This is a genomic window from Streptomyces sp. NPDC092952 (genome assembly GCF_044754785.1).
Taxonomy (GTDB): domain Bacteria; phylum Actinomycetota; class Actinomycetes; order Streptomycetales; family Streptomycetaceae; genus Streptomyces.
Window position 1 is genome coordinate 123,220 of sequence record NZ_JBIVPT010000012.1, and the last position, 21,218, is coordinate 144,437.

16 protein-coding genes are annotated in these 21,218 nt (G+C 72.5%); 6 read left to right on the top strand and 10 right to left on the bottom strand.

Translation table 11 applies throughout. The annotated features are described in order from the left end of the window. Nucleotides 1-38: 38 nt before the first annotated feature. From ACIQGQ_RS25965 to ACIQGQ_RS25980, 4 genes are all read right to left on the bottom strand, one after another. A complete protein-coding gene (locus tag ACIQGQ_RS25965; protein ID WP_352277953.1) occupies nucleotides 39-449 on the bottom strand; it encodes a PTS fructose transporter subunit IIA in 411 nt (136 codons plus the stop codon). Beyond that, nucleotides 446-1,051 (bottom strand): dihydroxyacetone kinase subunit DhaL, encoded by a 606-nt coding sequence (gene dhaL / locus ACIQGQ_RS25970; RefSeq protein WP_402399488.1) that lies wholly within the window; start codon nucleotides 1,049-1,051, stop codon nucleotides 446-448. Before dhaL ends, ACIQGQ_RS25965 begins: the two co-directional genes overlap by 4 nt. A 55-nt stretch (nucleotides 1,052-1,106) precedes the next feature. Beyond that, nucleotides 1,107-2,099, bottom strand: coding sequence for a dihydroxyacetone kinase subunit DhaK (gene dhaK, locus ACIQGQ_RS25975; protein ID WP_402399491.1), 993 nt, complete (start codon nucleotides 2,097-2,099; stop codon nucleotides 1,107-1,109). A gap of 145 nt (nucleotides 2,100-2,244) precedes the next feature. Continuing rightward, on the bottom strand, nucleotides 2,245-2,799 hold the full coding sequence (locus tag ACIQGQ_RS25980; RefSeq protein ID WP_402399494.1) for a hypothetical protein: 555 nt from the start codon (nucleotides 2,797-2,799) through the stop codon (nucleotides 2,245-2,247). Between the two features lie 78 nt (nucleotides 2,800-2,877). On the opposite strand from ACIQGQ_RS25980, the gene ACIQGQ_RS25985 reads away from it, so the two are divergent. Beyond that, nucleotides 2,878-3,570, top strand: a complete 693-nt coding sequence (locus ACIQGQ_RS25985; RefSeq protein WP_402399496.1) for a response regulator transcription factor — start codon at nucleotides 2,878-2,880, stop codon at nucleotides 3,568-3,570. After that, nucleotides 3,567-4,931 carry an ATP-binding protein gene (locus ACIQGQ_RS25990; RefSeq protein WP_402399499.1) on the top strand — a complete coding sequence of 455 codons (1,365 nt, stop codon included), beginning with the start codon at nucleotides 3,567-3,569 and terminating at the stop codon, nucleotides 4,929-4,931. Before ACIQGQ_RS25985 ends, ACIQGQ_RS25990 begins: the two co-directional genes overlap by 4 nt. Nucleotides 4,932-4,953: 22 nt before the next feature. Here the strand turns inward: ACIQGQ_RS25990 and ACIQGQ_RS25995 are convergent, their stop codons facing one another. Continuing rightward, on the bottom strand, nucleotides 4,954-5,883 hold the full coding sequence (locus ACIQGQ_RS25995) for an LLM class F420-dependent oxidoreductase (protein ID WP_402399501.1): 930 nt from the start codon (nucleotides 5,881-5,883) through the stop codon (nucleotides 4,954-4,956). Nucleotides 5,884-6,114: 231 nt separating this feature from the next. On the opposite strand from ACIQGQ_RS25995, the gene ACIQGQ_RS26000 reads away from it, so the two are divergent. From ACIQGQ_RS26000 to ACIQGQ_RS26010, 3 genes are all read left to right on the top strand, one after another. After that, on the top strand, nucleotides 6,115-8,337 hold the full coding sequence (locus ACIQGQ_RS26000) for an NADP-dependent isocitrate dehydrogenase (protein WP_402399504.1): 2,223 nt from the start codon (nucleotides 6,115-6,117) through the stop codon (nucleotides 8,335-8,337). Nucleotides 8,338-8,655: 318 nt separating this feature from the next. After that, nucleotides 8,656-10,386, top strand: a complete 1,731-nt coding sequence (gene ctaD, locus ACIQGQ_RS26005) for a cytochrome c oxidase subunit I (RefSeq protein WP_402399507.1) — start codon at nucleotides 8,656-8,658, stop codon at nucleotides 10,384-10,386. A 330-nt stretch (nucleotides 10,387-10,716) separates the two neighbouring features. Beyond that, a complete protein-coding gene (locus ACIQGQ_RS26010) occupies nucleotides 10,717-12,078 on the top strand; it encodes an NAD(P)/FAD-dependent oxidoreductase (protein ID WP_402399510.1) in 1,362 nt (453 codons plus the stop codon). A gap of 53 nt (nucleotides 12,079-12,131) precedes the next feature. On the opposite strand, the gene ACIQGQ_RS26015 is transcribed toward ACIQGQ_RS26010, so the two are convergent. Beyond that, the gene (locus tag ACIQGQ_RS26015; RefSeq protein ID WP_402399513.1) at nucleotides 12,132-13,118 is read right to left on the bottom strand and encodes an aldo/keto reductase family protein; all 987 of its coding nucleotides are present in this window, start codon (nucleotides 13,116-13,118) and stop codon (nucleotides 12,132-12,134) included. A gap of 106 nt (nucleotides 13,119-13,224) precedes the next feature. Next, complete coding sequence (gene rho, locus ACIQGQ_RS26020; protein WP_402399515.1) at nucleotides 13,225-14,367, bottom strand: transcription termination factor Rho; 1,143 nt, start codon at nucleotides 14,365-14,367, stop codon at nucleotides 13,225-13,227. Between the two features lie 375 nt (nucleotides 14,368-14,742). Between rho and ACIQGQ_RS26025 the strand changes: the two genes are divergently transcribed. After that, nucleotides 14,743-15,633 (top strand): GNAT family N-acetyltransferase, encoded by an 891-nt coding sequence (locus ACIQGQ_RS26025; protein ID WP_402399518.1) that lies wholly within the window; start codon nucleotides 14,743-14,745, stop codon nucleotides 15,631-15,633. Between the two features lie 50 nt (nucleotides 15,634-15,683). On the opposite strand, the gene meaB is transcribed toward ACIQGQ_RS26025, so the two are convergent. The 3 genes from meaB to mutA are packed head-to-tail and all read right to left on the bottom strand — an operon-like array spanning nucleotide 15,684 to nucleotide 20,746. Then, nucleotides 15,684-16,673, bottom strand: coding sequence for a methylmalonyl Co-A mutase-associated GTPase MeaB (meaB, locus tag ACIQGQ_RS26030; protein ID WP_402399520.1), 990 nt, complete (start codon nucleotides 16,671-16,673; stop codon nucleotides 15,684-15,686). Nucleotides 16,674-16,685: 12 nt separating this feature from the next. Further along, nucleotides 16,686-18,887 (bottom strand): methylmalonyl-CoA mutase, encoded by a 2,202-nt coding sequence (gene scpA / locus ACIQGQ_RS26035; RefSeq protein WP_402399523.1) that lies wholly within the window; start codon nucleotides 18,885-18,887, stop codon nucleotides 16,686-16,688. Next, a complete protein-coding gene (gene mutA, locus ACIQGQ_RS26040; protein ID WP_402399526.1) occupies nucleotides 18,887-20,746 on the bottom strand; it encodes a methylmalonyl-CoA mutase small subunit in 1,860 nt (619 codons plus the stop codon). The genes scpA and mutA overlap by 1 nt, the downstream gene beginning before the upstream one ends. Between the last annotated feature and the right edge of the window lie 472 nt (nucleotides 20,747-21,218).

Below are 21,218 nucleotides of genomic sequence, written 5' to 3' on the forward strand. Positions count from 1 at the left end.
CCGGGCTGCCCGCACCCCGGTGCGGGCAGCCCGCCCGGCTACAGCTTGCGGTACGCGTACGCCTCCGAGGCGGCGGCCGCCACCGCCTCGATGTCGCCGCCCGCCGACGCGGTGACCACCGCGGCCACCGCGCCCTCCACGAACGGCGCGTCCACCAGCCGGGAACCGTCCGGCAGTTCGTCGCCCTCGGCCAGCATCGACTTCACCGTGAGCACCGCGCTGCCCAGGTCGACCAGGAGCGCCACACCCGCGCCGGAGTCCACCGACCGGGCGGCCCCGGCGATCAGCTCCGCGCTCGTTCCCAGCCCGCCGCCGGGCAGCCCGCCCGCGGCGGCCACCGGAGCCGTGGCACCGCCCGCCGCCAGCCCCCTGGCCAGCTCCGCCACGGACTCGGCCACCGGACCGCTGTGCGAGACCAGCACGATCCCGACCCCGCCGCCGGCGCTCATGCCGCACCCCCGGCCGTTTCGGCCAGTGCGGTGATCAGCAGCGCCGCCGAGGTGGCCCCGGGGTCCTGGTGCCCGACACTGCGCTCGCCCAGATAGCTCGCCCGGCCCTTGCGGGCGAGCAGAGGCACCGTGGCCAGCGCCCCCGCGTCCGCCGCCTCCCGGGCCGCGCCGAACGAGGTGCCGAGCGCCTCGACGGCCGGCAGCAGCGCGTCCAGCATCGTCTTGTCCCCGGCCTTCGCCCCGCCGAGCTGCGCCACCGCGGCGACGCCTTCGGCCAGCGCCCCGGCCAGCTCCCCCTCCGACACGGCGGGGGCGTCGCCCAGGGCCTTGCCGGTGCGCCGCAGCAGTGTCCCGTACAGCGGGCCGGAGGCACCGCCGACGGTCGAGATCAGCTGCCGCCCGGCCAGCGTCAGCACCGCCCCGGGGGTCCCCGGTCCTTCCTCGGCCAGGACCTTGGTCACCGCGGCGAAGCCGCGCCGCATGTTGCTGCCGTGATCGGCGTCCCCGATGGCGGCGTCGAGGTCGGTGAGACGGTCCGCCTCACGGTCCACCAGGGCGGCGGACGCGGTCATCCAGCGGTGGAAGAAGTCGGCGTCGAGCACATGATCTCCTTGTCGCTCCAGCAGAACGGGGCGGGACGGGCGGGGCCCGGGCGGATCAACGGCCCCAGCGCAACGCGGGTGTCTCCACCGGCGCGTCCCAGAGCCGCAGCAGTTCCTCGTCCACCTGGCAGAGCGTCACCGAACAGCCCGCCATGTCGAGCGAGGTCACATAGTTCCCCACGAGCGTACGGGCCACCGCCACACCCCGCCCGGACAGCACCCGCGCCACCTCCGCGCCGAACCCGTACAGCTCCAGCAGCGGCGTCGCGCCCATGCCGTTGACGAGGACGAGCACCGGCCCGGTGGGCCGCAGGTCGTCCAGGACCGCGCCCACCGCGGCATCGGCGATCTCCCGCGAGGTCATCATCGGCCGCCGCTCCCGGCCGGGCTCGCCGTGGATGCCGATGCCCAGCTCCAGCTCGTCCGGCGGCAGGTCGAAGGTGGGGGAGCCCTTGGCCGGGGTGGTGACCGCGCCCAGCGCCACCCCGAAGCTCCGCGACGACGCGTTGACCTGCCGGGCGACGGCCGCCACCCGGTCCAGCGGGGCGCCCTCCTCGGCCGCCGCTCCGGCGATCTTCTCGACGAAGAGCGTGGCGCCGGTACCCCGCCGCCCCGCGGTGAAGAGGCTGTCCGTCACCGCCACGTCGTCGTCGACCAGCACCTGCTCGACCCGTACGCCGTCCTCCTCGGCGAGCTCCGCGGCCATCTCGAAGTTCAGCACGTCGCCCGTGTAGTTCTTGACGACGAACAGCACGCCCGCGCCGCCGTCGACCGCCGAGGCGGCCCGCACCATCTGGTCCGGCACGGGCGAGGTGAACACTTCGCCGGGGCAGGCGGCCGACAGCATCCCGGGCCCGACGAACCCGGCGTGCAGGGGCTCGTGCCCGGAACCGCCGCCGGAGACCAGCGCCACCTTCCCCGGCACGGGCGCGTCACGGCGCACCACCGTGCGGTTCTCGACGTCCACGGCCAGCTCCGGATGGGCGGAGGCCATACCGCGCAGCGCGTCCGCGACCACGGTCTCAGGGGTGTTGATCAGCATGCTCAACGGGGTCTCCTGACGAGAGGGGAGGGCCCGCTCCTCGGACAGGAGGCGCGCACCGACCGGGCGGACTCGCCGAGTCGCCGCCGACTCTACTGAGTCGGCGCCGTGTTGTGCCGGAGGCGGCCGGAAGGGTGTCCGGCGGGCCGGGCTACTGCCCCTCGATCTCGACGAGCGGCGCGTGCTGGTACCAGGTGCAGAAGACGGAGATCTCACGGTCGCCCTGAGTGAACGTCACCCGGATCCACTGGGCCGTCTTCCAGACCTGCATCTGCCAGCCGGATTCCGGGGTCGCCGAGACCAGCTCGGCCGAGGCCCGCTTGATGTCGAAGACGACCCGTCCGCCGTCGACGGTGTAGCCCTTGACGTTCGCGGACCCGCCGGGTGCGGTGCGGCTCGGGTCCGGCGAGGGCGGCCGGGTGGGGGTGCGGGCGGCATCGGGCCACGGGCTCCCGGCGGAGCCGTCCCGCCGCACCCCGCCGGGCTCGGAGCGGGTGGGTTCCGGGGACTTCCCGGGGCGCTGCGAAGGGGTCTTCCCGGGCTCGGGCAGGTTGTTCGAGGCGCGCTCGGCCTCCGCGATGGGGACGGCGCGGGGAGGGTCGTACGCGGTGCCCGTCATCGCGGTGTGAACTCCCCACCAGGACAGCGTGACAGCGGCTCCCGTGGAGAGCACCCAGGCTATGCTGTGTACCAGTGCTCGTCGCATCGTGGGCCCTATTGCATCATGTGCGCGGGCCGGCACCCGACGCGGGGAGCAGTTCGTTGAACGCCATACAATTTTTCCATGGCTAGTGTGCTCGTCGTCGAGGACGACCGTTTCGTGCGATCAGCCCTCATCAGGCATCTGACCGAGGCGTCCCATGTCGTACGGAGCGTCGGAACCGCCCTCGAAGCACTGCGCGAGGTCTCCCAGTTCCGTTTCGACGTGGTCATTCTCGACCTCGGACTCCCCGATCTGGACGGGGCCAAGGCGCTGAAGATGCTGCGGGGCATCACCGACGTACCGGTGATCATCGCCACCGCCCGGGACGACGAGACCGAGATCGTGCGGCTGCTCAACGACGGCGCCGACGACTACCTGATCAAGCCGTTCTCCGTCGAGCACCTCTCGGCGCGCGTCGCCGCGATCCTGCGGCGCGCCCGCGCCGCCGACACCGGTGGTGCTCCGGTCTCCCAGGTGATCCAGGTGGGCGGGCTCACGATCGACCCGCTCCGCCGGCAGGCGGCGCTGGACGGTGCCGCGCTCGATCTGACCCGCCGTGAGTTCGACCTGCTCGCCTTTCTCGCGGGCCGGCCCGGGGTCGTCGTCTCGCGCAAGGAGCTGCTGGCCCAGGTGTGGCAGCAGCCGTACGGCGACGACCAGACGATCGACGTCCATCTGTCGTGGCTGCGGCGGAAGTTGGGCGAGTCCGCGGCGTCGCCGCGCTATCTGCGTACCTTCCGGGGCGTGGGCGTGAAGCTGGAGCCCCCTCGGTGAGATGGGCTCTGGTCAGGGTCTGCCTCGCGGTCACCGTGATGGTGGTGGTCGCCTTCGCGGTGCCGCTCGGACTGGTCGTCAGGGAGATGGCGTCGGACCGGGCGTTCTCGAACGCCGAGCGGCAGGCGGCCGCCATCGGGCCCACGCTCTCCATCACCACCGACCGGACCCAGCTGAGCCGGGCCATGCTCTCCACCGACGCCGGGGCGGCCGGGCGGATGGCCCTGCACATCCCGTCCCACGGCGACCGGCCCGAGGTCGAGCTCGGCCACGGCCGGGCCTCCCGCGACGAGATCGAGGCCGTCCGGCGGCTGGGCCGTTCCGGTATTTCGGACGTACCGGGCGGATCGGCGCTGCTGGCGCCCATCGCGCTGAACTCCGCCGAGACCTCGATCGTCGAGGTGTTCGTCTCCGACGCCGATGTCACCGACGGGGTGACCACCGCCTGGATCATGCTGGCCGGGGTCGGTGTCGCGCTGGTCGTCGGCGCGGTCGCGGTGGCCGACCGGCTCGGCGTACGGCTGATCCAGCCGGCGGAGCAGCTCGCGGACGCCGCGCTCGAACTGGGTGAGGGCAGGCTCGGCGTGCGGGTGCCCGAGGACGGGCCCACCGAGCTGAAGCAGGCCGCGGTCGCCTTCAACTCCATGGCCGACCAGGTGGTACGGCTGCTCGCCAACGAACGGGAACTCGCCGCGGACCTCTCGCACCGGCTGCGCACGCCCCTGACGGTGCTCCGGCTCAACGCCGCCTCGCTGGGGGAGGGGCCCGCCGCCGAGCACACCAGGGCCGCCGTCGAGCAGCTGGAGCGCGAGGTCGACACGATCATCCGCACCGCCCGCGAGGCCAGGCCGCGCACCGGCGCGCCGGTCCCCGGGGCTGGCTGCGACGCGGCCGAGGTGATCCGCGAGCGGATGGACTTCTGGTCCGCGCTCGCGGAGGACGAGGGGCGCCCGGTGAGCGTCGCGGGCATCGACCGCCCCGTACTCATCCCGGTGGCCCGGGCCGACCTGGTGGCCGCGCTCGACGCCCTGCTGGGCAACGTCTTCCGGCACACCCCGGAGGGCACCGCCTTCTCGGTGGACGTGCACAACGGCGGTGACGTGGTGATCGTGCTGGTCTCCGACGCGGGCCCCGGCATCCCGGACCCGGCCGCGGCCCTCGCCCGGGGCAACGGCGACGGCCGCACCGGTTCGACCGGGCTCGGGCTCGACATCGTCCGGCGGATGGCGGAGGCCACCGGCGGCGATGTCCGCGTCGGCCGGTCCGTCCTCGGCGGGACCGAGATCCGCATCTGGATCCAGCTGGACGGCAGCCGCCCCGAACCGGGGCGCCGCCGTCGCGGCGCGGGGCGCCGCCGCTGACGCCCCGGGCCGGGGCGGGCTCTCAGACGCCGGCCGCGCGCGCCGCCCGGTACACCTCGGCGGCCACGTCGATCAGCTCCGAGGCGTCGCGCGTCGTGCCCTGGAGGTCCAGCAGGATCTCCGGGACGCCGGTGGCGGCATGGGCCGCCAGGTCCGCCACGATCTGCGCCACGTCGCCGTGGAAGGGCGCGCGGTCCGCCCCCGTCACCGGTGCGGCGCTGTACCGGGCGTTGGCCCGTACGCAGACGCCGAGCGGCCGCTCCCGGCCCCGTTCGGCCGCCAGCTCCCGGATCCGGTCCCACTGCTCGGTGAGCCGGTCGGCGCCCATGGCGACGGGCAGCCAGCCGTCCGCCCGGTCGACCAGGCGGCGGGTGGCCCGGGGGCTGTTCGCCGGCAGGTACACCGGGACGGGACGCGCCGGCTTCGGGCCGACCTCGGAGGGGGCGATGGTGGTGAGCGTCCCGGTGTACGAGACCGGGTCCGGGCCCCAGACGGCGGCGCACACGTCGAGCAGCTCGTCCAGGACCGCGCCCCGCTTCTCGAACGGGGCGACCGAGGCGGCCGCGTACTCGTCCAGGGACCAGCCCGTACCGAGACCCGCGACCACCCGGCCGCCGCTCGCGGCGTCGAGGGAGGCGAGCGACCGGGCCAGCTGGAAGGGCACGTGCAGCGGGGCGACCAGGACGCTGGTGCCGAGCCGGGCCCGGCTCGTCGCCCCGGCGGCCAGCGCCAGGGTGATCAGCGGGTCGGCGACGCTGCGGTACTGGTCGGGCCAGGGCAGGCCCGGAACGTTGTACAGGCCCTGTGTGGCGGGCTCGGGGAAGATGATCCGCTCGAAGACCCAGAGGCTCTCGTAGCCGATGTCCTCCGCGGCGCGGGCCACCTCGGCCACGTCGCGGCCGATGTCGTACTGCTTCATCTGCGGAAGACCGAGGCCCAGCGAGACAGGCATGTGCGCACTCCTTCTGAAGGCGGTCGGCAACCACCGTATGCCACCCGCCCGTTGACCGCCGGGAGGGCGGGCCCGGGCGCCGCGGGCCGGGGCGGACGGGCCCGCCGGGGTGTGCCGTACGGCGCCGAAGGGGCGGTTCGCCGTGGGCGAAGGCGGGGCCCTGTCGAGACCGCGGCGGTCACGAGATATCTTGATGTCAAGCAATGTCGCAGACGTGGAGCGGAGCACAGGGTGACTGACTCGACCATCATCTACACACACACCGACGAGGCCCCGGCCCTGGCGACGTATTCGTTCCTGCCGGTCGTCCAGGCCTACGCCTCGACGGCGGGGGTCAATGTCGAGAGCCGTGACATCTCGCTGGCCGGGCGCATCATCGCGGGCTTCCCGGAGCGCCTGGAGGAGGGCCAGCGCATCGACGACGCGCTCGCCGAGCTCGGTGAGCTGGCCAAGCGCCCCGAGGCCAACATCATCAAGCTGCCCAACATCTCCGCCTCGATCCCGCAGCTGAAGGCGGCCATCGCCGAGCTCCAGGCGCAGGGCTACGCGCTTCCGGACTACCCGGACGACCCGCAGACCGACGAGGACAAGGACGTCCGCGCGCGCTACGACAAGGTCAAGGGCAGCGCCGTCAACCCCGTGCTGCGCGAGGGCAACTCCGACCGCCGCGCCCCCGCCTCGGTCAAGAACTACGCCAAGGCGCACCCGCACCGCATGGGCAAGTGGTCCGCCGACTCGAAGACGAACGTCGCCACCATGGGCGTCGACGACTTCCGCTCCACCGAGAAGTCCGCGGTGATCGGCGAGGCCGGTTCGCTGCGCATCGAGCTCGCGGGTGACGACGGCACCACCACCGTGCTGCGCGAGTCGGTCCCGGTCCTGGCGGGCGAGGTCGTCGACGCCGCGGTCATGCGCGTCGCCGCGCTGCGCGAGTTCCTGACCGCGCAGGTCGCCCGCGCCAAGGCCGAGGGCGTGCTCTTCTCGGTCCACCTCAAGGCCACCATGATGAAGGTCTCCGACCCGATCATCTTCGGCCACGTGGTCCGCGCCTTCTTCCCGAACACCTTTGCGAAGTACGGCGATGTGCTCGTCGCTGCCGGCCTCTCCCCGAACGACGGCCTCGGCGCCATCCTCAAGGGCCTGGACGGCATCCCGCACGTCGGTGCCGAGATCAAGGCGTCCTTCGAGGCCGAGCTGGCCGAGGGCCCCGCGCTCGCCATGGTCGACTCGGACAAGGGCATCACCAACCTGCACGTCCCGAGCGACGTCATCGTCGACGCCTCCATGCCGGCCATGATCCGCACCTCCGGCCACATGTGGGGCCCGGACGGCCAGGAGGCCGACACCCTCGCCGTGCTGCCGGACAGCAGCTACGCGGGCGTCTACCAGGTCGTCCTCGACGACTGCCGCGCCCACGGCGCCTTCGACCCGTCGACCATGGGCTCGGTCCCGAACGTCGGCCTGATGGCGCAGAAGGCCGAGGAGTACGGCAGCCACGACAAGACCTTCGAGATCCCCGCCACCGGTACGGTGCGGGTCCTCGACGGCAACGGCGACGTCGTGCTGGAGCAGGCCGTCGGCGCCGGCGACATCTTCCGCATGTGCCAGGCCAAGGACCTGCCGATCCAGGACTGGGTGAAGCTCGCCGTCACCCGGGCCCGCGCCACCGGCGCCCCGGCCGTGTTCTGGCTCGACGAGGACCGCGCCCACGACGCGCAGCTGATCGCCAAGGTCAGGACGTACCTCGCCGACCACGACACCGACGGTCTGCAGATCGAGATCATGTCGCCGGTGAAGGCCACCGCCTTCTCGCTGGAGCGCATCCGCCGCGGTGAGGACACCATCTCCGTCACCGGCAACGTGCTCCGCGACTACCTGACCGACCTGTTCCCGATCCTGGAGCTGGGCACGAGCGCGAAGATGCTCTCGGTCGTCCCGCTCATGAACGGCGGCGGTCTCTTCGAGACGGGCGCCGGCGGCTCCGCGCCCAAGCACGTCCAGCAGCTCGTCAAGGAGAACTACCTGCGCTGGGACAGCCTGGGCGAGTTCTTCGCCCTCGCGGCCAGCTTCGAGCACCTCGCGGCGACCACGGGCAACGCGCGTGCCAAGGTCCTCGCCGACACGCTCGACCGCGCGACCGGCACCTTCCTCAACGAGGACAAGTCGCCGAGCCGCAAGCTGGGCGGGATCGACAACCGCGGCAGCCACTTCTACCTGGCCCTGTACTGGGCCCAGGAGCTGGCGCGCCAGACCGAGGACCCGCAGCTCGCGCAGTCGTTCGCCGCGCTCGCCAAGACGCTGGGCGAGCAGGAGCGGACCATCGTCGACGAGCTGATCGCGGTGCAGGGCTCGCCCGCCGAGATCGGTGGCTACTACCAGCCCGACCCGGCGAAGGCCGCCGCCGTCATGCGCCCGTCGGCGACCTTCGTCGAGGCCATCGCCTCCATCGGCTGACGAAGCGCCCGGAAACACCTCGGGTGGGCGCGCCCGGGCGCCCCGCCCCTCCGCCCCGGCCGGCATCACGCCCGGCCGGGGCGGTTCCATATCTCCGTTCGAGTGTGGAGCCGGTGTTCCGGCCGTTCCCGGCCCGGGGCCGCCCCCTGTCGGGTGAATGTCGCGCGGCGGCGGCCGGGTGGAACCCGTCCGGCCGCCCCGCGGCTGATTTGCTTCATCTGCAATCCGGCGTGACGCGCGCGGGAGGAGCCCGCCGGCCGTCGCGGCGGCGGAGGCGCCCCACGGCCGGCCGCGAGCGACGACCGAAGGAGCGCCCCGGTGACGACGACGGGCACAACAGGTGCGGCCGAGGACAGCGCGGCGTACGCGAACGAGCTGCCCGTCCGCGCCAAGGAACCCGGGAACGCCGTCGTCGCCTGGCTGACCACCACCGACCACAAGACCATCGGCAGCCTCTACCTCGTCACCTCCTTCGCCTTCTTCCTCGTCGGCGGGGTACTGGCCCTGGTCATGCGGGCCGAGCTGGCCCGCCCGGGGCTGCAGATCCTGTCGGCCGAACAGTTCAACCAGGCGTTCACCATCCACGGCACGATCATGCTGCTGATGTTCGCGACACCGCTGTTCGCCGGATTCACCAACTGGATCATGCCGCTTCAGATCGGTGCGCCCGACGTCGCGTTCCCGAGGCTGAACGCGTTCGCGTACTGGCTCTACCTCTTCGGCTCGCTCATCGTCGTCGCGGGCTTCCTCACCCCGCAGGGCGCGGCCGACTTCGGCTGGTTCGCCTACTCGCCGCTGACCGACGCGGTCCGCTCGCCCGGCATCGGCAGCGACATGTGGATCATGGGCCTGGCGTTCTCCGGCTTCGGCACGATCCTCGGCTCGGTCAACTTCATCACCACGATCATCTGCCTGCGCGCCCCGGGCATGACCATGTTCCGGATGCCGATCTTCGTCTGGAACGTCCTGCTGACCGCGGTGCTCGTCCTGCTGGCCTTCCCGGTCCTCGCGGCGGCCCTGCTGGTGCTGGAGGCGGACCGCAAGTTCGGCGCCCACGTCTTCGACCCCGCCAACGGCGGCGCGCTGCTCTGGCAGCACCTCTTCTGGTTCTTCGGCCACCCGGAGGTCTACATCATCGCCCTGCCGTTCTTCGGCATCGTCAGCGAGGTCATCCCGGTCTTCAGCCGGAAACCGGTCTTCGGCTACATCGGCCTCGTCGGCGCGACGATCGCCATCGCCGGACTCTCCGCGACCGTCTGGGCCCACCACATGTTCGTCACCGGCGCGGTACTGCTGCCGTTCTTCTCCTTCATGACCTTCCTCATCGCGGTGCCGACCGGGGTGAAGTTCTTCAACTGGATCGGCACCATGTGGGGCGGCTCGCTCTCCTTCGAGACCCCGATGCTCTGGTCGATCGGCTTCCTGGTCACCTTCCTCTTCGGCGGCCTGACCGGGGTGATCCTGGCCTCGCCGCCGATGGACTTCCACGTCTCGGACTCCTACTTCGTGGTCGCCCACTTCCACTACGTCGTCTTCGGCACCGTGGTGTTCGCGATGTTCTCCGGATTCCATTTCTGGTGGCCGAAGTTCACCGGCAAGATGCTCGACGAACGGCTCGGGAAGATGACGTTCTGGACGCTGTTCACCGGCTTCCACGGCACCTTTCTCGTGCAGCACTGGCTGGGCGCGGAGGGCATGCCGCGCCGCTACGCCGACTACCTCGCCGCGGACGGCTTCACCGCGCTGAACACGGTCTCCACCATCTCCTCGTTCCTGCTCGGCCTGTCGGTCCTGCCGTTCCTGTACAACGTCTGGAAGACCGCCAGATACGGCGAGCGGGTCCGGACCGACGACCCGTGGGGCTACGGCCGGTCACTGGAGTGGGCGACCTCCTGCCCGCCGCCGCGCCACAACTTCACCACCCTGCCGAGGATCCGCTCCGAGTCGCCCGCCTTCGACCTGCACCACCCCGGCGTCCGGGCCCTCGACGAATCCCGCAACCGCCCGCCCACCGGGACCCCCGGCGACTCCGGGAGCGGGCGGGCCTGAGCCCCGGCGCGGCTCCCTCCGTCCGCGTCGTCCGTCCGCCGTCCCCAGCAGGCGAAGTCCGCACGGGTTCGTCAGGATGAGTGAGGACGGGCGCGTGCGAGGGCGTGTTTCGAAAGTGGCGTCGTCTGCCCGGAGGGCAGGCCCGGGGGTGTCCGGTGCGTGCGATCGCAAGGCGGAATGTCGCTCCGATGCTGGATGTATCGGGACGACCCCGGCAAGGCGGCGAGCGTGCGCGCCGGGCGCCTCCGGGCAGACGGGACTTTCGAAGCACGCCCTGGGGGAGGGGCAGGCGAACGGACGACCGTACAGGCCCGAGAAGGGACGAACACCGTGGCACGACCCAGGATCCTCGTTGTCGGCGCCGGATTCGCCGGAGTGGAGTGCGTACGCCGCCTGGAGCGCCGCCTCGCCCCGGGAGAGGCGGACATCGCCCTCGTCGCCCCGTTCTCGTACCAGCTCTACCTCCCGCTGCTGCCGCAGGTCGCGGCGGGTGTGCTCACCCCGCAGTCGGTCGCCGTCTCACTGCGCCGCAGCCGCAGGCACCGCACCCGGATCATCCCCGGCGGAGCCATCGGGGTGGACCCCGCGGCGAAGGTCTGCGTCATCCGCAAGATCACCGACGAGATCGTCTACGAGCGCTACGACTACATCGTGCTCAGCGCCGGAAGCGTCACCCGCACCTTCGACATCCCCGGCCTGCTGGAGCACGCGCGGGGCATGAAGACCCTGGCCGAGGCCGCCTACGTACGCGACCACGTGATCGCCCAGCTCGACCTCGCGGACGCCAGCGACGACGAGGCCGAGCGGGCCTCCCGGCTCCAGTTCGTGGTGGTCGGCGGCGGCTACGCGGGCACCGAGACCGCGGCCTGCCTGCAACGCCTCACCACCAACGCGCTCCAGCAGTACCCCCGGCTCGACCCGAGGCTCATCAAGTGGCACCTCATCGACATCGCCCCGAAGCTGATGCCCGAACTCGGTGACAAACTGGGCCGGAGCGCCATGGAGATGCTGCGGGCCCGGGGCATCGAGGTGTCGCTCGGCGTCTCGATCGCCGAGGCCGGTGCGGAGCAGGTCACCTTCACCGACGGCCGGGTGCTGCCCTGCCGGACCCTGATCTGGACGGCGGGCGTCGCCGCGAGCCCCCTGGTCAACACGTTCGACGCGGAGACGGTACGCGGCCGGCTGGCCGTCACCTCCGAGATGAGCCTGCCCGGCTTCGACGGGGTCTTCGCCCTCGGCGACTGCGCGGCCGTCCCGGACCTGAGCAAGGGCGACGGAGCCGTCTGCCCGCCCACCGCGCAGCACGCCATGCGCCAGGGCCGCAGACTCGCCGAGAACCTCATCGCCACCCTCCGCCACCAGCCGATGCGGCCGTACGTCCACAAGGACCTCGGGCTCGTCGTGGACCTCGGCGGCAAGGACGCGGTCTCCAAGCCGCTCGGCGTCGAGATGCACGGCGTCCTCGCCCAGGCCGTCGCCCGCGGCTACCACTGGTCGGCGCTGCGCACCAACGTCGCCAAGGCGAGGGTCATGACCAACTGGGTGCTCAACGCGGTCGCGGGCGACGACTTCGTCCGCACCGGCTTCCAGTCCCGCAAACCGGCCACCCTGCGCGACTTCGAGTACACCGACTCCTACCTCACCCCCGCGCAGGTCCGCGAGCACACCGCCGCGCTCCACACCCGCGCCTGACCCGCGCGGCGCCCGGTCCCGCACGGTACGGCGCGGGACCGGGCGCGCCAGGATCAGCCGTTGGCCGTGTGCGCCGGGTCCCGCTCGACCACCGGGTCCAGAACGGCGTCGATCTCCTTCAGCAGCTCCGCGTCGAGGCGCACCCCGGCCGCGCCGATGTTCTCCGTCACCTGCTCGGGGCGGGAGGCACCGATGATCGCGGCCGAGACGTTCGGGTTCTGCAGCACCCAGGCGACCGCGAGCTGCGCCATGCTGAGCCCGGCGGCGTCGGCCAGCGGCCGCAGCCGCTGCACCCGCTCCAGCACCTCCTCGCGCAGCCAGTCGGCCACCATGCCGGCCCCGCCCTTGTCGTCCGTGGCCCGCGTACCGGCCGGCAGCGGCGCCCCGGGCAGGTACTTGCCCGTCAGCACGCCCTGAGCGATGGGCGACCAGACGATCTGGCCGATGCCCAGCTCCTCGGAGGCGGGCACCACCTCGCTCTCGATCACCCGCCACAGCGCCGAGTACTGCGGCTGGTTGGAGATCAGCGGCACCCGCAGCTCCCGCGCCAGGGCGTGCCCGGCCCGCAACTGCTCGGCGGTCCACTCCGACACCCCGATGTACAGCGCCTTGCCGGACCGGACGACGTCGGCGAACGCCTCCATCGTCTCCTCCAGCGGCGTCGAGTGGTCGTAGCGGTGCGCCTGGTAGAGGTCCACGTAGTCGGTCCGGAGGCGGCGCAGCGAGTTGTCGACGGACTCCATGATGTGCTTGCGGCCGAGCCCCCGGTCGTTGTGCCCGGTACCGGTCGGGAAGTAGACCTTGGTGAACACCTCCAGACCTTCGCGGCGCTCGCCCTCCAGCGCCCGCCCCAGCACCGCCTCGGCGCGGGTCCCGGCGTACACGTCCGCGGTGTCGAAGGTGGTGATCCCGGCGTCGAGCGCGGCCCGGATGCAGGAGACGGCCGTTTCCTCCTCGACCTGGGAACCGTGCGTGAGCCAGTTCCCGTAGGCGATCTCACTGATGGTCAGGCCGCTGCGCCCGAGTCGACGGAACTCCATGTGGCTGCTCTCCCTGTACGCGTGGGGCACGAGTCGTGCGGTGGCCCGGCCATGCTAGGGCGTGTTTCGAAAGTGGCGTCGTCTGCCCGGAGGGCAGGCCCGGGGCTCACGCCCCGGGAACGGTGCGGTGGACGGCGCGGAGGAAGGCCGCGTTGTCGGGGGTGCGGCGGAGCCGGTCGAGCAGTGTCTCCACGGCGTTCTGCGGATCCCTCCCGTGCAGCGCACGCCGCAGGGCCCGGACGGTCCGCAACTCCCCGGCCGGTACGAGGAGTTCCTCGCGCCGGGTGCCGGACGCCGGGATGTCCACGGCCGGATGGACGCGCCGGGAGGCGAGTTGCCGGTCGAGGCGCAGCTCCATGTTCCCGGTGCCCTTGAGTTCCTCGAAGAAGTACTCGTCGGCGCGGGAACCGGTCTCCACCAGCGCGGTGGCCAGGATGGTCAGCGAGCCGCCCTCCTCGGTGAGCCGCGCGGCCCCGAAGAGCCGCTTCGGGCCGAGCAGGGCGGACGCGTCGACGCCCCCGCTGAGGGTGCGCCCGCCCGCCGCGCAGGCGGTGTTGTGGGCCCGGCAGAGCCGGGTGAGGGAGTCGAGCAGGACGACGACGTCCCGGCCCTGCTCGACCAGCCGCTCGGCGCGGGCCACCGCGAGCTCGGCCAGGGCGATGTGCTCCTTCGCGGGCCGGTCGAACGTCGAGGAGAACACCTCGCCCCGTACCGACCGGCGCATGTCGGTGACCTCCTCGGGGCGTTCGTCGACCAGCACCACCATGAGGTGGCACTCGGGATGGTTGGCGGCGACGGCGGCCGCGATCTGCTGGAGCAGCACCGTCTTGCCGGTCCGGGGTGGCGCGACGACGAGCCCGCGCTGCCCCTTGCCGATCGGCGCGACCAGATCGACCAGGCGCATCGCGGTGCCGCCGGACGGTGTCTCCAGCCGGAGCCGCCGCTCCGGGTGCAGCGGGGTGAGGTCGCGGAAGTGCGGACGGCCGTGCAGGGCCCGCGGGGGAAGGCCGTTGACCCGCTCCACGGTGGACAGGGTGCGGGGCTGGTCGCAGCGCCCCGCGACGGCGTCGCCCCGACGCAGTCCGTGGCGGCGGATCAGGGCGTCGGGGACCACGACGTCATCGGGGGAGGGGAGTCCGTCGCGCACGCGCAGGGTGCCGTGTCCCCGGGGCGTGAGGTCGAGGAGGCCCGTGGCTTCCCCGGTCACCGGCCCGGTGACCGGGAGGGGGAGTTCGATCGTGCTGGTCATGGTGGAGGGTCCTTTCGCGGACAGGGCGAACGAGGAGGCCGGCCGACGCGGGCGGAAGGAACACGCCCCGCACGGCGGGCGGGAAACACCCGGACAAACGGAAACCGGTCCGGACCGGGCGAAATGACAGGGAGAAAGCCGGATCACCGACCGGAAAGGAGACGGTGCGGCGGCTTCGAAGAGATGAATCGGCACCGGCGCCTCCGACAGAGGCGTACACAAGTGCTGCTCGCACGGTACCACGGCTCTCGGGCGGCGGATACGGGACCGGGGCCCCGATATCCGGTTGCCGAGACGTTCACCGGGTGATGGGGTGCTCCGGGCCGTCCGCCCCTCCGCATCGCCGACCGGCGCCCCGGCGCCCAGGGAGCCAACTTGTCGCTACGCGTCACCGCACTGACCGACCCGGCCCCGTCCCCGGGCGGCCGCCGCCTGGCCTGGCTCGCCGCGGATTCCTCGGGAACCCCGCTCGGTTCGGCGTTCCTCCGCGTCCTCACCCGCGAGGGCCAGGACCACCTCGCCGAGCTCGACATCCAGGTGCATCCGGCGGAGCGGCGCGCGGGCGTCGGCTCACGGCTCCTCGATGCCGCCGTCGCCGCCGCCCGCGGGGCGGGCCGGCGCAGCGTCCTCGCCCAGGCCCGCGCCGACTCCCCGGGCGACCACTTCCTGCGGGCCAGAGGGGCGCGCGCGGTGCTGACCCTGATCTACGCGCGCCTCGCGCTGGCGGACGCCGACATCGAGGCCCTGCGCCGGACGGCCGGGCAGCCGCGCCCCGGCTACCGGCTGGTCTCCTGGCACGGCACCGTCCCGGACGGGCTCGCGGAAACGTTCGCCCGGTCCCGCCGGGCCATGGACGACATGCCCATGGGCGACACCGACTTCGGCACGGTCGTCTGGGACGTGGACCGCGTCCGCTCCGCCGCGGCGGCCGTCGCGGCACGCGGCGATCTGCTCCACACGGTCGCGGCGGTCGACACGGCCGGCTCCACGATCGTGGGCTTCACGGAACTGGTCGTCCCGGGCGACGGAACGGGCGACGCCCAGCACTACGGAACCGGGGTCCTCCCCGAGCACCGGGGGCACGGCCTCGCCCGGTGGATGAAGGCCCGGTCCGTCCTCCGGGCCCGGGAGGACCACCCCGCCCTGGAAGGGCTGCTGACGGACACCGCCGACGGCAACACCCCCATGCGGCGCGTCAACGACGCACTCGGCTACCGGCCGACCCACCGGTCGGTGGAGTACCAGCTCGACCTCCCGCAACGGTAGGCGGCCCGGTGGCCGGGGGAGAACCCCGGCCACCGGGCCCACCGCGCGGATCAGACGGTGCCCCGGAAGACGGCCAGGATGTGCTCGGCCGCCGCCGTCGGCGTCAACTCGCCGTCACGCACCCGCTGTTCGAGGCCAGGGGTCAGGGAGCGCACCTCCGGATGGGCGCGCAGGCTCTCCAGCAGCTCGTCGCGGACCATCGTCCAGGTCCAGTCGACCTGCTGGTCCCGGCGCTTGGCGGCCAGCCGGCCGCTCGCCTCCAGCTGCGCCCGATGCTGCTCCAGCCGCTCCCACAGGGTGTCCAGACCGGTCGACTCGCGGGCGCTGCACGTCAGCACCGGCGGGGTCCACGCCGCGTCCGCGGGGTGCATCAGCCGCAGCGCGCCCGCCAGTTCACGGGCGGCGGCGCGGGCGTCGCGCTCGTGCGGGCCGTCCGCCTTGTTCACCGCGATCGCGTCCGCCAGCTCCAGGACGCCCTTCTTGATGCCCTGGAGCTGATCGCCGGTCCGGGCCAGCGTCAGCAGCAGAAACGTGTCGACCATGTTGGCCACCGCCGTCTCCGACTGCCCGACGCCGACCGTCTCCACCAGCACCACGTCGTACCCCGCGGCCTCCATCACCACGATGGACTCCCGGGTCGCCTTCGCCACCCCGCCGAGCGTCCCGGCGGTCGGGGACGGGCGGACGAACGCCGCCGGGTCCACCGCCAGCCGTTCCATCCTGGTCTTGTCGCCCAGGATGGAACCGCCGGTACGGCTGGAGGACGGGTCGACGGCCAGCACCGCGACCCGGTGCCCGAGTCCGGTGAGCATCGTCCCCAGGGCGTCGATGAAGGTGGACTTCCCCACCCCCGGTACCCCGCTGATGCCGATCCGCCGGGCGTTTCCGGAGTACGGCAGCAGCTCGCGCAGCAGCCGCTGGGCCAGCTCGCGGTGGTCGGGGCGGAGGGACTCGACGAGGGTGATGGCGCGCGCGATGTACGCCCGCTTCCCGTCGAGCACCCCCTTCGCGTAACTGTCGATGTCGATGGTGGGCGGCATCCGGTCAGCCGCTCACAGCTCGTGGCCGAGCGCGGCACCGAGCCGCGCCACCAGGTCGTACGCGGCGTCCGGGATGACCGTGCCCGGCGGGAACACCGCCGTCGCCCCCGCCTCGTGCAGCGCCTCGACGTCCTGCGGCGGGATCACCCCGCCCACCACGATCATGATGTCCTCGCGCCCCTCGGCCGCCAGCTCCTCACGGAGCGCCGGCACCAGCGTGAGGTGCCCGGCGGCCAGCGAGGAGACGCCCACGACGTGCACGTCCGCCTCCACCGCCTGCCGCGCCACCTCGGCCGGGGTCTGGAACAGCGGGCCGACGTCGACGTCGAAGCCCAGGTCGGCGAAGGCCGTCGAGATCACCTTCTGGCCCCGGTCGTGCCCGTCCTGCCCCATCTTGGCGACCAGGATGCGCGGACGGCGCCCCTCGGCCTCCTCGAACCTGTCCACCAGCGCCCGGGTCCGGTCCACGGAAGGGGATTCACCTGCCTCGTTGCGGTACACACCGGAGATCGTACGGATCTGGCCGGCGTGCCGTCCGTACACCTTCTCCAGGGCGTCGGAGATCTCGCCCACGGTCGCCTTCGCGCGTGCCGCGTCGACCGCGAGCGCCAGCAGGTTGCCCTCCAGCCCCTGGCCGGGCCCCCGCTCCGCCGCCGCCGTGAGCGCGTGGAGCGCGGCCCGGCAGGCCGACTCGTCGCGCTCCGCGCGCAGTCGGCGCAGCTTCTCGATCTGCTGGGCGCGCACCGAGGAGTTGTCGACCTTGAGCACCTCGATCTGCTCGTCGCTCTCCACCCGGTACTTGTTCACCCCGATGACCGGCTGGCGTCCGGAGTCGATCCGCGCCTGGGTACGGGCCGCGGCCTCCTCCACCCGGAGCTTGGGGATGCCCGCGTCGATGGCCTGCGCCATGCCGCCCGCCGCCTCGACCTCCTCGATGTGCTTCCAGGCCCGGCGCGCCAGGTCGTACGTCAGCTTCTCCACGTACGCGCTGCCGCCCCACGGGTCGATCGTCCGGCAGGTGCCCGACTCCTGCTGGAGGAGCAGCTGGGTGTTGCGGGCGATCCGGGCGGAGAAGTCGGTCGGCAGGGCGAGCGCCTCGTCCAGCGCGTTGGTGTGCAGCGACTGGGTGTGCCCCTGGGTGGCGGCCATCGCCTCCACACAGGTCCGGGTGACGTTGTTGAACACGTCCTGCGCCGTCAGGGACCAGCCCGAGGTCTGCGAATGGGTGCGCAGCGAAAGCGACTTGGTGTTCTTCGGACCGAACTCCTTGACCAGCTTGGCCCACAGGAGCCGGGCGGCCCGCAACTTCGCGATCTCCATGAAGAAGTTCATGCCGATCGCCCAGAAGAACGACAGCCGCGGCGCGAAGGCGTCCACGTCGAGCCCCGCGTCCCGGCCCGCCCGCAGATACTCCACCCCGTCGGCCAGGGTGTAAGCCAGCTCCAGATCGGCCGTCGCACCGGCCTCCTGGATGTGGTAGCCGGAAATGGAGATCGAGTTGTAGCGCGGCATCTTCTGCGAGGTGAACGCGAAGATGTCCGAGATGATCCGCATCGACGGCTTCGGCGGATAGATATAGGTGTTGCGGACCATGAACTCCTTCAGAATGTCGTTCTGAATGGTTCCGGCCAGCTTCTCGGGCCCGACGCCCTGCTCCTCCGCCGCCACGATGTACAGCGCCAGCACCGGGAGGACCGCGCCGTTCATCGTCATCGACACCGACATCCGGTCCAGCGGGATACCGTCGAAGAGCTGCCGCATGTCGTAGATCGAGTCGATCGCCACGCCCGCCATGCCGACGTCGCCCGTCACCCGGGGGTGGTCGCTGTCGTAGCCCCGGTGGGTGGGCAGGTCGAAGGCGACGGAGAGGCCCTTCTGCCCGGCCGCGAGGTTGCGGCGGTAGAAGGCGTTCGACTCCTCGGCCGTGGAGAACCCGGCGTACTGCCGGATCGTCCAGGGCTGGTTGACGTACATCGTCGGATAGGGGCCCCGCAGGTACGGGGCGATGCCCGGGTACGTGCCGAGGAAGTCGAGCCCTTCCAGGTCGCGCCCGGTGTACAGCGGCTTGACCGCGATGCCTTCCGGGGTCTCCCACAGCAGATCGCTGTCGGAACCGCCGGTGGACTCCTTCACCGAAGTGCGCCACCGGTCCTCGGAGACCTCGGCGGCACCGCCCGCGCCGAGCTCGATGCCGGAGAAGTCGGGGATACGCATTACGCCACATCCATACGGTCGAGAAGGGAGGAGAGCACGGCCACCACATCGGAGCCCGCGAAGACGTACTCGTCGACACCGGCGTACTCACCGGGCCGGCCGGCCAGGAAGACCCGGCGGGCCCCCGCCGCGCCCAGCTCCCCGGCGACCGCCGCGGCCTGCTCGGCGTAGAGCGCGTCGCTGGAGCAGAGGCACGCCACGGTGGCCCCGCTGGCCCGGAAGGCGTCGGCGGCCGTCGCCGCGTCCACCGTGACCGGCTCGTGGACCGGCTCGATGCCGCCCGCCTGGAAGAGGTTGGCGGCGAAGGAGGCCCGCGCGGTGTGCGCGGCGGCGGGGCCCAGCGCGGCGAGGAACACCCTCGGCCGCTGACCGGTCGCCGCGAGATGCGCGTCCGACCGGGCACGCAGCGACTCGAACGCCTCGTCCCGCCGCACCCGGGGCAGACCGCCGGGCCCGTCCGCCGCCAGGGGCGCGGGATCGCGCTCCACCGGACGCTCCGACAGCAGCGGGAACTCGCTGACCCCGGTGACCGGTTCCTTTCGGCGGGCCAGATCCTTGCTGCGCGCCGCCCAGGTGGCCGCGAGACGGTCCCCGATCATGCCCGAGCGCAGGGCGGCGGCCTGGCCGCCGGACCGCTCGATCTCCTGGAAGAACGCCCACGCGGCCTCGGCCAGTTCGGTGGTGAGCCGCTCCACGTACCAGGAACCGCCCGCCGGGTCGATCACCCGGGCCAGATGCGACTCCTCCAGCAGGATCGTCGAGGTGTTGCGGGCGATCCGGCGGGCGAACGCGTCCGGCAGGCCCAGGGCGTGGTCGAAGGGCAGCACGGTGACGGAGTCGGCGCCGCCGACCCCCGCCCCCAGACAGGCCAGCGTCGTGCGCAGCATGTTCACCCAGGGATCGCGCCGGGTCATCATCACCGACGACGTCACCGCGTGCTGGCGCTGGGCACCGGCCCCCGGCGCCCCGCACACCTCCGCCACCCGCGACCAGAGCCGCCGGGCGGCCCGCAGCTTGGCGATGGTCAGGAACTGGTCGGCGGTGGCCGCGTACCGGAACTCCAGCTGCCCGCAGGCCTCCTCGACCGGCATCCCGGCGTCCGTCAGCGTCCGCAGCAGGGCGACCCCGGTCGCCAGCGAGGCGCCCAGCTCCTCCGCGGCCGAACCGCCCGCCTCGTGGTACGGCAGCGCGTCGACGGTCAGCGCGCGCAGCCCGGGGAACTCCCGCGCGCACCGCTGCGCCCAGTGGACCGCGACGGTGTGGTCGGGCTCCGCGCCGGTGCGGGCGGCCCGTCCCAGCGGGTCCGCGCCCAGATTGCCGCGTACGTCCGGCGCGTCGACACCGCGCTCCGCGCAGATCCGCAGCAGCTCCGCGGCCGCCGCGTCGGTCTCGTCACCGGCGTCGAGCACCACGGGGGCCAGGTCGAGATAGACCCCGTCCAACGCCGCCGCCAGCGCGGACACCGGGACACCGGCACCGCCGCCGAGCGTCAGCCACAGCGAGGTGACGCCGTTCTCCAGGTCGGCGAGAACGGCCTCGTTGAGGCGGCCGACGTCCGGAAGGGCGTGCCGCTGCCGTACGTCCCAGCCGCCCGCCGCGTTGCCCGCGGCCTTGCTGCCGCGGGTGAAGGGGGCGAAGCCCGGGTATCCGGCATCGGGCGCGCTGTCGCGCGAGGTGTAGAGGGGACGGGTGATGAGCCCGTCCTCCACCGTGGTGGACAGTGCTTCCTCGGCGGCCGGACCCTCGGCTTCCTTGCCCGATTTACGCAGTACGCCTTCGACAAGGCGTTGCCATTGCTCATGGGCGGGAGCGGGGAATTCGGCGGCCAACGAAAGCCCGTCGGCAGGCAGGACCGTCATGCCCAGATGCTAGGGCAGGGCGCTTGGGGCCAGCCCGGGTTCCTCCTGTGACTTTGCCCTCTCCGGAGTGCGCTTGATCCTTCACCCACCGTGGCCTACGGACCCCGCGGGGACGGGCGGCGGGCACCCGGCCGGGACGGTACGGGCGGCCTTCGCGCGGATACGGGGAAGGAACGGCACCCGGGCCGGTCGGTCGCGGTGGCGGACACCGGGTGCGGGAATTCCGGAAAAGCTCTTGCCGGTCCGTCCGCAGGGTGGATTTCTCCCTCCGGTGAATTCCGGTAGCGGAACCGCCAGGGGAGTGGTTCCCGCCCGCGGCGGAGCGCGAACGCTCGGCGAGTGGTTCCGCTTTCACTTTTCCCGGTCTCCTGTATGTGCCCCCGATGGCCGCAGACCGGCGTTTTACTTTGTCGTTCTTCCGACCTCGTGCGACGTTTGTGAAGATCGGATCGAATGAATGCGGATACCCGCC

Excerpts from the sequence above, each read along its gene's own strand:
- ACIQGQ_RS25985 (WP_402399496.1), top strand. The coding sequence starts at position 2,878 with ATGGCTAGTGTGCTCGTCGTCGAGGACGACCGTTTCGTGCGATCAGCC.
- ACIQGQ_RS25965 (WP_352277953.1), bottom strand. The coding sequence starts at position 449 with ATGAGCGCCGGCGGCGGGGTCGGGATCGTGCTGGTCTCGCACAGCGGT.
- meaB (WP_402399520.1), bottom strand. The coding sequence starts at position 16,673 with ATGCCGCCCACCATCGACATCGACAGTTACGCGAAGGGGGTGCTCGAC.
- scpA (WP_402399523.1), bottom strand. The coding sequence starts at position 18,887 with ATGCGTATCCCCGACTTCTCCGGCATCGAGCTCGGCGCGGGCGGTGCC.
- mutA (WP_402399526.1), bottom strand. The coding sequence starts at position 20,746 with ATGACGGTCCTGCCTGCCGACGGGCTTTCGTTGGCCGCCGAATTCCCC.
- ACIQGQ_RS25995 (WP_402399501.1), bottom strand. The coding sequence starts at position 5,883 with ATGCCTGTCTCGCTGGGCCTCGGTCTTCCGCAGATGAAGCAGTACGAC.
- rho (WP_402399515.1), bottom strand. The coding sequence starts at position 14,367 with ATGACCAGCACGATCGAACTCCCCCTCCCGGTCACCGGGCCGGTGACC.
- ACIQGQ_RS25980 (WP_402399494.1), bottom strand. The coding sequence starts at position 2,799 with ATGCGACGAGCACTGGTACACAGCATAGCCTGGGTGCTCTCCACGGGA.
- ACIQGQ_RS26015 (WP_402399513.1), bottom strand. The coding sequence starts at position 13,118 with ATGGAGTTCCGTCGACTCGGGCGCAGCGGCCTGACCATCAGTGAGATC.